The organism is Dietzia aerolata (assembly GCF_014144865.1).
GTDB classification, from domain to species: domain Bacteria; phylum Actinomycetota; class Actinomycetes; order Mycobacteriales; family Mycobacteriaceae; genus Dietzia; species Dietzia aerolata.
Map to the genome: position 1 here is coordinate 1 of NZ_JAALDM010000056.1, position 10276 is coordinate 10276.

10 protein-coding genes are annotated in these 10276 nt (G+C 69.2%); 4 read left to right on the forward strand and 6 right to left on the reverse strand.

The genetic code is table 11. The features are described 5' to 3' along the window. From dprE2 to G6016_RS04345, 5 genes are all read right to left on the reverse strand, one after another. Positions 1-508 (reverse strand): decaprenylphospho-beta-D-erythro-pentofuranosid-2-ulose 2-reductase (gene dprE2, locus G6016_RS04325; protein WP_182631473.1); only part of this gene is annotated, 508 nt, incomplete at its 3' end. A 231-nt stretch (positions 509-739) separates the two neighbouring features. Continuing rightward, positions 740-1261 carry a hypothetical protein gene (locus G6016_RS04330; protein ID WP_182631474.1) on the reverse strand — a complete coding sequence of 174 codons (522 nt, stop codon included), beginning with the start codon at positions 1259-1261 and terminating at the stop codon, positions 740-742. A 122-nt stretch (positions 1262-1383) separates the two neighbouring features. Further along, positions 1384-2847, reverse strand: coding sequence for a decaprenylphosphoryl-beta-D-ribose oxidase (gene dprE1 / locus G6016_RS04335; protein ID WP_380023122.1), 1464 nt, complete (start codon positions 2845-2847; stop codon positions 1384-1386). Between the two features lie 237 nt (positions 2848-3084). After that, positions 3085-4383, reverse strand: coding sequence for a lipase family protein (locus G6016_RS04340; RefSeq protein WP_241729740.1), 1299 nt, complete (start codon positions 4381-4383; stop codon positions 3085-3087). 194 nt (positions 4384-4577) lie between these two features. Continuing rightward, on the reverse strand, positions 4578-5240 hold the full coding sequence (locus G6016_RS04345) for a TetR/AcrR family transcriptional regulator (RefSeq protein WP_182631476.1): 663 nt from the start codon (positions 5238-5240) through the stop codon (positions 4578-4580). 140 nt (positions 5241-5380) lie between these two features. Here G6016_RS04345 and G6016_RS04350 point away from each other — a divergent pair, with 140 nt between their 5' ends. Genes G6016_RS04350 through mhpA form a run of 3 tightly spaced genes read left to right on the forward strand, consistent with a single transcriptional unit; the run spans position 5381 to position 8992 of the window. Next, on the forward strand, positions 5381-6514 hold the full coding sequence (locus tag G6016_RS04350; RefSeq protein WP_182631477.1) for a VOC family protein: 1134 nt from the start codon (positions 5381-5383) through the stop codon (positions 6512-6514). Beyond that, positions 6511-7458 carry a fumarylacetoacetate hydrolase family protein gene (locus G6016_RS04355; protein WP_182631478.1) on the forward strand — a complete coding sequence of 316 codons (948 nt, stop codon included), beginning with the start codon at positions 6511-6513 and terminating at the stop codon, positions 7456-7458. The genes G6016_RS04350 and G6016_RS04355 overlap by 4 nt, the downstream gene beginning before the upstream one ends. 16 nt (positions 7459-7474) lie before the next feature. After that, the gene (gene mhpA / locus G6016_RS04360; RefSeq protein ID WP_182631479.1) at positions 7475-8992 is read left to right on the forward strand and encodes a bifunctional 3-(3-hydroxy-phenyl)propionate/3-hydroxycinnamic acid hydroxylase MhpA; all 1518 of its coding nucleotides are present in this window, start codon (positions 7475-7477) and stop codon (positions 8990-8992) included. A 105-nt stretch (positions 8993-9097) separates the two neighbouring features. On the opposite strand, the gene G6016_RS04365 is transcribed toward mhpA, so the two are convergent. After that, positions 9098-9280 (reverse strand): hypothetical protein, encoded by a 183-nt coding sequence (locus tag G6016_RS04365; protein ID WP_182631480.1) that lies wholly within the window; start codon positions 9278-9280, stop codon positions 9098-9100. Between the two features lie 383 nt (positions 9281-9663). Here G6016_RS04365 and G6016_RS04370 point away from each other — a divergent pair, with 383 nt between their 5' ends. Beyond that, entirely contained in the window at positions 9664-10116 is a 453-nt protein-coding gene (locus tag G6016_RS04370; RefSeq protein ID WP_182631483.1) for a GtrA family protein, read from the forward strand. Positions 10117-10276 lie beyond the last annotated feature (160 nt).

Consider the following 10276-nt stretch of genomic DNA (forward strand, 5'->3'; position numbering starts at 1 on the left):
AGAAGGAGTCCAGGCCGGCCTTGGTGGAGCCGTAGACGAAGTTCGAGCGGCGGGCGCGCAGTCCGGCGGCCGAGCTCATGGCGATGATCCGGCCGTATCCCTGGGTCTTCATGTGCTCGGCGAGCAGCACACCAACCGAGACGGCGCCGGTGTAGTTGATCTGCGCGATCTGGACCGCCTTGCGCTGGTTGGACCAGAGTTCCTCGTTCTCGCCGAGCAGACCGAACGCGACGATCGCCACGTCCACGTCGCCCCCGGCGAAAATCTGCTCGAACGCGGCCGGGTGGGTGTCGGTGGCGGCGGCGTCGAAGTCCACGACCTCGACCGCGGTCGCACCGGCGGCCGTCATCTCGGCCTTCGCGTCCTCGACACCCGGGTCGCCCGGCAGGCACGCCAGGATGACGCGCATCGGACCCTGGGCGAGGTACTCGGCACAGATGGCCAGGCCGATCTCGGAGGTGCCCCCGAGCAGGAGCAGTGTCTGGGGGACGCCGACGGCATTGATCATGGACGGCAGTCTACCGAGACCGTGCGACATCTCCCGCCCGCGTCGCCGTGTGCCGCCCGTCCGGCGCTCGTCGTGCCCGCGCCCCGTGCCCTCGCCCGCGCCCGCGCCCCCTTGTCGAGAAGTGGGTTCGGCCCGCGTCAGTCGAGTGGCGATGTGCCGAACCCTCTGCTCGATGCGGGCACCGACGGATACCGGGGCGGATTCAGTTATCGGAGTAGGGCTGAGCGCCGGTTAGGGAAGCGGCGGATAGTAGGTGAACTCGACGCTGATGGTCTGTGGGCTGTCGAGATGGGTGCACCGGGAGAAGATGCCGTAACTCGTCTCCGGGAGCAGCATCTTCAGCCAGTCCGTGTGGGCCCCCGGTGCCACGTCGACCGTGCCCGGCACCTCGTTCGACGGTCCGATGAAGGGCTGCCCCACGTCCATGACCAGCCTGGCGAGCTGGGGGATCCCTGCGACGGAGGTGGCCGCGCCGTCCAGCATGCGCACCGATGTGGCGTCGGCGGACAGGAACTGGCACCTCTGGGTGGTGTCGGTCAGGTTGGTGTAGGTGACCGGGATGGCCCGGCCGGACGGCGTCCACTCCAGCGTCGAGGGGCCGTTGATGATGGCGGAGGGCAGCCCCTCGAGGGTGCCGGTGAAGGGGTCGGCGTTGGCGACGCCCACACCGGTTGCTGACATCGCGAGCGCGCAGACGGCTGCGGCGGTGGTTCGGATCGCGGTGCGGGGATGAGCTTTCGGTTGATGGGACATGACGGCTTCCGAGGCGAGGTTCGGGTGACCCGAATCACCCGAGTGTCACCTCATTGTGCGCCTCTCCGCGCCTCCCGTATAGAGGTGAACGACCGTCACTTTTCCCAGGTCAGGGAAGCAGGTTAGATCAGTTCGAGTCGGCGACCCATGTCCGAGACGAACACGCCATTGGGGTCGACCTTCCGGCGCGTGGCGATCCACGAGTCGACCTCCGGGTACATCGCGTGGAAACGCTCGGCCGGGACCCGGGAGTCCTTGGCCGTGTACAGACGCCCGCCCATCGACATGACCTTCGCGTCGAGGTGGTTGACGAACGCGTTGAGTCGGCTGTTGATCGGGAAGTCGACGCACACGTTCCAGCCCTCCATGGGGAACGAGAGCGGCGCCTGGTTGCCGGGTCCGAACAGCTTGAACACATTGAGGAACGAGTAGTGCCCGGAGCGCTGGATGTCGCCGATGATCTCCTTGAACCCATCGACCGCGCCCGGCGGGACGATGAACTGGTACTGCAGGAAACCGTTGGATCCATACGCTCTGTTCCACTCCGAGAACAGGTCGAGCATGTGATAGAACTGCGGCAATGTCTTGATCTTGTTCCTGCTGGTCCCGCCCATGCGGTAGTAGACCTCGCCGATCGGGCCGAAGGTGTACTTGTTGGCCAGGCCGTTGGGGAACACATCCGGGAACGTGATGAGCGGCTTGGCATCCATCGCCAGCGGATTCTTCGCCAACTTGGGCGCGTACTCCTCGAGCTCCGCGAGTGTGGCCAGATTGCCGCGCGAGATGGCGGCCCGGCCGAGCTTCGGGGGCGCGCTGATCGCGTCGAACCACGCCGAGGAGTAGGTGTACTTGTCCTCGGAGCCGTCGGTGTGCAGCGCGATGGTCTCGTCGAGGGAACGAGTCTGGTCGTCGTCGGCCAAGAAAAATGCCGTCTCCGTGCGGGTCATCGCGATCCACACCTTGAGGATGATTCCGGTCAGCCCGTTTCCGCCGACGGTCGCCCAGAAAAGGCTGCCGTCGCCGTCGTCGTCAGTTCCTCCCGGCTCCAACGTCAGCACCCGCCCGTCGGCGACGAGAAGCTCCATCCGGATGACGTGATTGCCGAACGACCCGGCCGAATGGTGGTTCTTGCCGTGGATGTCGTGGCCGATCGCACCGCCGACCGTCACCTGGCGGGTGCCCGGAAGCACCGGGACCCACAGTCCGAACGGCAGCGCCGCGCGCATGAGCTGGTCGAGGTTCACGCCGGCGTCCACCACGGCCAGCGCCTTCTCCGCATTGAGTTCGTGGATGCGGTTGAACCGGCTCATGTCCAGCACGAGCCCGCCCGAGTTCTGGGCGCTGTCGCCGTAGGACCGGCCCAGCCCGCGCGCGATCACGCCGCGCTGCAGATGCGCGGGGGAGGAGGCGTTGGAGTCGTTGACCGTCGCGACTGCGGCCGAGATCTCGTCGACCGACCGCGGGGTGAGCACGTGGCTCATCGCGGGCGCGGTCCGGCCCCAGCCGGTGAGGCGCTTGAGTTCGGTGTCCAGGGCGGTGGTGCCCGCGGCGGACTGGGCGGGGCTGCTGTTCTCGGCGGTGCTCACGAGTTCGAGGTTACCGCCCGGTGGCGCGGAAGCACCGACACCGCGTCGCGATGTGACCGGTACGACGCGATATGGCCGGTCCGGCGCCGTCCGCGGCGCTTGCACGACATCGATCCCCGGCTGCCTGACATCTGGTGCGTTTCTGGATCCGATTTTCGCACCAGATGTCAGGCAGGTGGACGGTCATGTCTGGCAACTGCGCGGGATCATGTCTGGCACGTCGCGGATGGGTACTCGTCAGCCGCACCCACCCGTGAACGGCACTCCGCGGGCGCGGTCGTCGACCCAATCCAGCGCCGGTCCCACGGCGGTGTAGGCGGCGGTGATGTGTTCGCCGGCGACGGGCGTGTATTCGACGTCGGCGCCGGCCTCGCACCACTCGTCGGTCAGGCGCTGCGCCGTCCATTCGGGGACGAAGAAGTCGCCGGGGCCGGTGGAGGATCCGGGTCCGGGGCCGATCGGGACCGTGGCGTCGCCGTGCCACACCTGGACGGGACCGCTCGGCACCTCGCGCGGGTCGGCCCCGTAGGAGAGTTCTGGCGAGCCGAGCCTGTTGCGGGACATCACGCGCTGGACGGTCGGGTCGGTGCGCGGGTCGACGTCGGTGAGCATCGACAGCGGCGCGTGCAGCACCCCGATCGCGGTGTTGGTGGCGGCGCACGAGTCGCGCAGCAGGTGGGCGGTCACGTCGCCGGTGTCGTTGAGCAGCGGGTACAGCTCGGGGTACTCGCGGGCGAGTCCGAGCACGGCGGCCCGGTACAGCCCGGAGGCGAGGGTGCCGTCCATGGTGTCGAACAGATCGGAATAGTCGGCCGGGACCCCGCCGACGGAGGAGCCGACCAGCACCCCGGTCAGTTCGGGCGCGTACACCGGCTGCAGCTGAGCCGCCCACCCGGTGGCGATCCCGCCGCCCGAGTAGCCGACCTGCACGATGCGCGAGTCGGCGAACAGGGGACCGAGATCACCCGGCGGGACAAACGCGCGCGCGGCCCGCATCCCGTCGAGGACGGCCCGCCCGTTCGCGCGGCCCGCGGCGTATGCGGCCTTGGGTCCCTGGAAGTCGGTCACCACCAGCCCGTACCCGCGGTCGGCGAGGATCTGCAGGAACGGCGGCAGCTCGATGTTGAACTTGTTGGGCAGCACGTGCGAGGGCATGCATTCCAGCCCGAGCGAGTCGATCGTGACGTTGAACGACACGAGCGGCCGCGGCCCGGGCCCGTCCCAGGGGGTGGCCGGCTCGAGGATCGTGGAGACGATCTGCTGTGGCTGGTCGTGGGAGTCGGCGCTCTGCACCAGGACCTGCCAGCCCCGACCGAAGTTGCGCATGTTGATCGGCGGGACGGTCACCGGCCGGGCGGCGAGGATGGTGCCGTGTGCGGTGGCCGGGTCGACCGCGGGTGGATCCGAGTACCAGGGGTCCGGCGACGGGCTGGGCAGATACCGCTCCGGCGTTCGCTCGTGCGGCGGGGCAGGTCGGAACGCGGCCATCGGATCCGGTAACCCGACGGCCGAGGATCCCGCCGCCGGGTCGGACATGGCCGCCGCCGGAGACTGTCCGGCGACAACGCAGGCCAGTGACATTATTGCCGCGACGACTGCGCGGCCGGGACGGAGTGGACGCCGCGACCTCATGGGCGTACATTATCGCGCCCCTCGGACACGGCCACCAGATGGTCGACGCACCCTCCTCGCGGCCGGGGTGGTCCGCCCCAACGGGCAGGCGGCCCCAGTTAGTCCGGGCCTGCCTGCGTGAGTGGCACCCCGCCGATGTCGGGGAGAGGAAGTCCGCAGAGGCGGCGGGCCTCGCCGGAGGCCAGACCGAAGGTGCGGAGGAGGTCTTCGGTGATCCGATCGGTCGCGTCGGCATCGTTCCGACCGGGCTGGTCGTGCAGCAGCTGGGCGAGGCCGATGGTCGCACCGGCGACCAGCGCCAGCGCGAGGTCCTGATCATGGAACGTGAAGCGCCCCGCCGCGGCCGCGGCCCCGAGGTCGCGGCGGGCGCGGGGCGCCAGTCCGAACTCGGAGGAGATGAGTGACGCGCCTTCGGAGAGGATGACCCTCGAGAGTTCCGGATGAATCCGGTGGAGGCGGCCGGTGATCCGAAACGATCGGGCGAACACCTCTGCCGGGTCGTCCGAACCGGTAGTGAGCTCGTCGAGCATCTCCCCGTGCGCCTCGAGAGCCTCGTCCACGGCGGCCCGGAACAGGTGTTCCTTGCTCTCGAAGTGGTTGTAGAACGAGCCCATGCCCACGTCGGCGGCCTGGGTGATCTCGAGAACCGGCACCGCCGTGCGCCCCTGGGCGAGGAAAGACTGAGCGGCATCCACGAGCGCGGCGCGGGTACGCGCCTTGCGGCGTCGGAGGTGGTCCTCGCGGGTTCCGGTGTCGACCATGGGTCGCGTTGCCTCCTTCGTGGACGAACTCTGTGTCGAACCTAGCAATCCGGTGCATTTCTGACGATATCGTCAGAACCATTGACTGATGATTGCGTCATGAGTGACGATATCGTCAGTCGCAGATCGAGGAGGCCAGGATGGGCCAACAGTCCGACCCGCACGCGCACCTGCACTCCGAGCAGGGCGCACTGCGTGGTGAACACCCCGGTCGTGCCGTGGATCCGGTGATCAAGGTGCAGTCGCTGGCCTGGCTGGAGTTCGAGAAACCCGATCTGGATCGGGCCGAGAACTTCGCGCGGGCCTTCGGGTTCTCCACGGTGAGGGTCACCTCGACCGAACTTCATCTGCGCGGGACGGACCCCGGAGCGGCCTGCGTCATCATCCGCCGAGGTCCCCGCTCTCGCTTCGTGGGTGCCGCCTTCGCGGCCGCGGAGCGCCGGGACGTCCTCCGGTTGGCCGACGCCACCGACCGCACGGTCACCGCGCTCCCCGAGAGCATCGGCGGGGTTACCGTGGACCTCACCGATCCCGGGGGAAGCCTGGTCCGGGTGGTCTCCGACGCCCACGAAGCTGCGGCGCTGACCCCGCAGCAACCGCAGGTGGTCAACGCCGGGCCGCGGATCGCCCGCATCAACTCCACCCAGCGCCCGCCGCGCGAACCGGCGCGGATCGAGAGAGTCGGACACGTGGTGCTCCAGAGCGCCCACTATCTCGACAGCCTCAACTGGTATCTGCAGCACCTCGGCCTCATCGTCAGTGACTTCCTCTACTACGAGGGGCAGCGCGAGCGGGGCCCCGTCATGAGCTTTATGCGCTGCGACCTGGGGCCGGTCCCCGCCGACCACCACACCCTCGCCCTCACGCTCGGGCCCCGGGACCGCTACGTGCACTCGGCGTTCCAGGTCTGCGACCTCGACGCGATCGCCGCGGGCGGCGAGTTCCTGCTGGACCGGGGTTATCGACGGTCGTGGGGTATCGGCCGCCACATCCAGGGCAGTCAGATCTTCGACTACTGGCGCGATCCAGACGGCTTCCTCGTCGAGCACTACGCCGACGGCGACTTGTTCGACTCCACCCTTGAGCCCGGCTGGGCTCCGATGACCGCCTCGGGCCTGGCGCAGTGGGGTCCGCCGGCAACCCCGGACTTCCTCGGCATCGCACCGGGGAAGGAGTCCTTGCGTGAGCTACGCGCCATGGCCTCGTCGCTGCGAGGCGACACCGAATTCGATCTCCAACGCCTTCGCGGCCTACTGAAAGTTGCCTCCACATGAGTATCTCCGTCCTTCGCACCGCCGACGCCTGGTGGGTCCAGAATCTCGACGGTGCCGCGAGGATCGACACCGCCGCCACCACCACGGGGGAGCTCCTCGGCGACCGGGCGGCGATCGTCGCAGCCGAGGCCGCGGGGCCCGGCGAGCGTGTGCCGGTCGATGACCTCGACCTCGTCTCCCCTGTGACCGCGCCGTGCCGGGTGGTCGCGCAGATGACCAATTACGCCACCCATGTCAAGGACTCCGGGATGGACCCCCACACCGTTCCGCTGACCTTCTTCCGCAAGTCCTCCGGGTCGATCAGCGGCCCGTTCGACGACGTGATCAGGCCGGGGCACGTCACACTCCTCGACTACGAGGTCGAGATCGGCTTGGTCGTGGGATCGCCGCTGCGGGTGGGCACCGAGGTCGACGAAACCACGCTGCCGGAGGTCGTCGCCGGGCTCGTCATCACGAACGACGTCTCCGCCCGTGACGTGCAACTGCCCAAGACCCAGTTCTACGAGGCCAAGTCGTACCCGACGTTCACCCCCGTCGGCCCCGTCCTCGTCCTCCTGGACGCCGCAGAGTTCGCCCGCTTCGACGATCTCCGCTTGACGCTGCGGGTTAACGGCGAGATCCGCCAGGACCGGAAGGTGGGCGGGGACATGATCTACGGGCCGGTCGAGGCGCTGCGGACGTTGGCGGGTTTCCAACGGCTCGACGCGGGGGACCTGGTCCTGACCGGGACTCCCGGTGGGACCGCCCTCAAGGCCCCACCCAAGCTGATCGAGAAGATCGGTGCGCTGCTGCCGCCGGCGCTCAAGTGGAAGAGCTTCTTCAGGGGGCAGGCGAAGAACCCCGCCTATCTGAAGGACGGGGACGTCATGGAACTCTCGATCGCCACCGACGACGGCGCCCTGGACCTGGGCATCCAGCGCACTCGGGTGAGGTATGCCCGGTGAGGGCCGGGGTCGGTCCATGACGGTGACACGCCACTCCGTGGTGGTGGTGGGCGCCGGCCCGGTGGGGATGGCCACCGCGATCCTACTGGCGGACCGCGGCGTGGATTGTCTGGTCGTGGACCGATGGTCGGATGTGTACCCGCAGCCCCGGGCAGTGCATCTCGACGACGAGGTGTGTCGAATCCTCTCGAGGCTCGGGTTGGCCGACGACTTCGCCCGCATCTCCCGTCCGGCGCACGGGCTGCGTCTGGTCGACGCCGGCCGTTCCGTCCTCGCGCAGTTCACGCGTAGCCCCGGTGCGGGGGTCCACGGCTTCCCGCAGGCCAACCTGTTCGACCAGCCGGAACTCGAGAAACTCCTGCGTGCCGGTCTCGCGCGCCGCGAACATTGCACGTTCCGCGGCGGGGTCGAGGTCATCGATGTCGCCAACACCCGGGAGGGTGCCCGGGTGACCATGGTGGACTCGGTCACCGGTACGCGGGAGACCGCCCACGCCGCGTACGTCCTCGGATGTGACGGGGCGAACAGCGTCGTCCGATCGTCGATCGGAACCGGGATGGAGGAGCTGGGCCCGGAGCAGCGTTGGCTGGTCGTGGACATCGCCACCGACAGGGATCTCGGGCACTGGGACGGCGTGCACCAGGTGTGTGACCCGCAGCGGGCCGCGACCTTCATGAGGATCGGTCCGACCAGGTACCGCTGGGAGTTCCGATTGCTGCCGGGGGAGAGCGCACGCCGGTACGGTGACTTGCCCGCCCTGTATCCGCTCCTCGCTCCCTGGATCCAGAGCGCGGACCCCGGCGAGCTGGACGTGGTGCGGGTGGCCGAATACACCTTCTGCGCCCGGGTGGCGCTGCGGTGGAGGGACCGGAGGATCTTCCTGCTCGGTGACGCCGCGCACCTCACCCCGCCGTTCATCGGCCAGGGACTGGGGGCGGGATTTCGGGACGCGGACAACCTGGCCTGGAAGCTCGCCGGGGTACTGCGGGGCGGCCTTTCCGCGTCGCACCTCGATTCCTTCGAGCAGGAGCGCAGACCACATGCCCGCGCGATGGTGCGACTGGCCGTGGCGATGGGGTGGGCGATGACGAGCGGCGGGCACCTCGGGGGCGCGGTGCGGCGGCGGGTCGTCCCACTCGCGGTGCGGATCCCGTCGATCGGATCGAAGATCATCGAGGGTGTCACCCCGCCGCTTGCGGCCTCCCGTCTCGTACACCGGGCCCCCGTGCGCGGCGGGCTCGCCGGGAGCCTGTGCCCGAACGTCACCGTCGGTGAGGACCTCCGACGCCTCGACGATGTCGCGGAGGGCGCAGTGGTGGTGGTGACAGTGGTCGAGCCCACTGCGGGCCAGAGGGCCGAGATCGAGCGTCGAGGAGCCCGTGTGATCCGCCCCGCGGCCGGTTCGGACCTACACCGGTGGCTCACGCGAGGCGGTGCCTCGGCCGCCGTCGTACGACCGGACGGGACCGTCCTGTGCGCCGCGAGGTCGCTGGCGGGCGTGTACACGCGGATCCCGGTGCTCACGTCGACCTGACCTGGCCGAAGGCCTGCCGGTATACGTCTCGCGCGCGACGCCCCCGTGTCGGCCGGTGGGCCTGACGGTGGCGCCGCGCGCGGGAGCGGTGCGGTGGGCTCGCGCTCAGGCGGAGCCGCGGGTGGTCGGCGTCGACAGGACGACGCGACCGGTGGGCGTGTACGACAGCGAGGCCGGGCGACGATTCGGCGTGCGCAGCGACGACGACGGCGGGATGGCCCAGCCGGTCGGCCTGTACGAGAACGCGGTGGGCGCGTTGTTCATGGCTGGGCTTCGGTACTGCGACATGGGGATTCCTCCTGGTCGGGAAGCGAGCTGCGGAACCGCCACGTCACCTGGTGACGGGATGACGGGCCCTGCCCGGGTGCGTTGGGTGGAGGCGCGGACGGCTACCCGGGGATGGCGCGGACCTTGTGGTGCGGACGCCGAGTGGAGATGGGGTGGCCGGCAGCGAATCGCTCCAGCGGAATCGAACGCAGTCGGCGGATGTGCCGTTCTCGGTTCGACCAGAAGCGGGCTGGTGTGCCGCGATGAGAAGAAGGATCCCACGTCGTGGGACGCAGCACAAGTGGCTGTGTCGGTGTTCACGCGGGCTCCGGTGGACCTACCCTGTCCTGGTGAGTTCTTCCCCCGACAGCGCGGACCTCCCGGACGATTCGGTCCTGGACTCCCTGCGCGGTGCCGTTGACCCGCTCGAGCCGCGGCACGAGACCGACCCGAGCCGGCCCACCGATCTCAGAACGCAGGTCACGCGGTTCTTCCTCACCGGCGTGCTCTCGGCGGTCGTCGACTACGGCCTGCTCCAACTGTTCATGCTGCTGGGGTGGGGCTACGGCCCGGCCAAGGCGGTGTCGTTCGTCGCGGGCACGCTCACCGCGTACGCGCTCAACCGCCGGTGGACGTTCCAGGCCGAGCCGTCGCGGGCCCGGTTCATCGCCACCATGTGCCTGTACGCGGTGATGTTCGGCGTCCAGTGGGGCCTGTTCATGCTGCTGGTCCCGTTCTTCGACGGCATGGGCTGGACCATGTTCTGGTCCACGACGATCGGCTACGTGATCGCCCAGGGCGTGGCCACGGTGACCAACTTCATCGTCCAGCGCACGGTGATCTTCCGGGTGCGGTGAGCATATTGACCGTCGCACTCCTGCTGGTCGCCGCGTTCGCACTGTTGGTGGTGCCGGGCGCCGCGATCTGCCTGGCGGCGGGCCTGCGCTGGCGCGACGCGGTGGTCGCCGGCCCCGCCCTGACGCTGGCAGTGGTGGCGGTGGGTTGCGCGGTCACCGC

What these genes read in the sequence shown, in the direction of transcription:
- G6016_RS04330 (WP_182631474.1), bottom strand. Translation starts at nt 1,261, where the DNA reads ATGTCCCATCAACCGAAAGCTCATCCCCGCACCGCGATCCGAACCACC.
- G6016_RS04340 (WP_241729740.1), bottom strand. Translation starts at nt 4,383, where the DNA reads ATGTCCGACCCGGCGGCGGGATCCTCGGCCGTCGGGTTACCGGATCCG.
- G6016_RS04345 (WP_182631476.1), bottom strand. Translation starts at nt 5,240, where the DNA reads ATGGTCGACACCGGAACCCGCGAGGACCACCTCCGACGCCGCAAGGCG.
- G6016_RS04350 (WP_182631477.1), top strand. Translation starts at nt 5,381, where the DNA reads ATGGGCCAACAGTCCGACCCGCACGCGCACCTGCACTCCGAGCAGGGC.
- G6016_RS04355 (WP_182631478.1), top strand. Translation starts at nt 6,511, where the DNA reads ATGAGTATCTCCGTCCTTCGCACCGCCGACGCCTGGTGGGTCCAGAAT.
- mhpA (WP_182631479.1), top strand. Translation starts at nt 7,475, where the DNA reads ATGACGGTGACACGCCACTCCGTGGTGGTGGTGGGCGCCGGCCCGGTG.
- G6016_RS04365 (WP_182631480.1), bottom strand. Translation starts at nt 9,280, where the DNA reads ATGTCGCAGTACCGAAGCCCAGCCATGAACAACGCGCCCACCGCGTTC.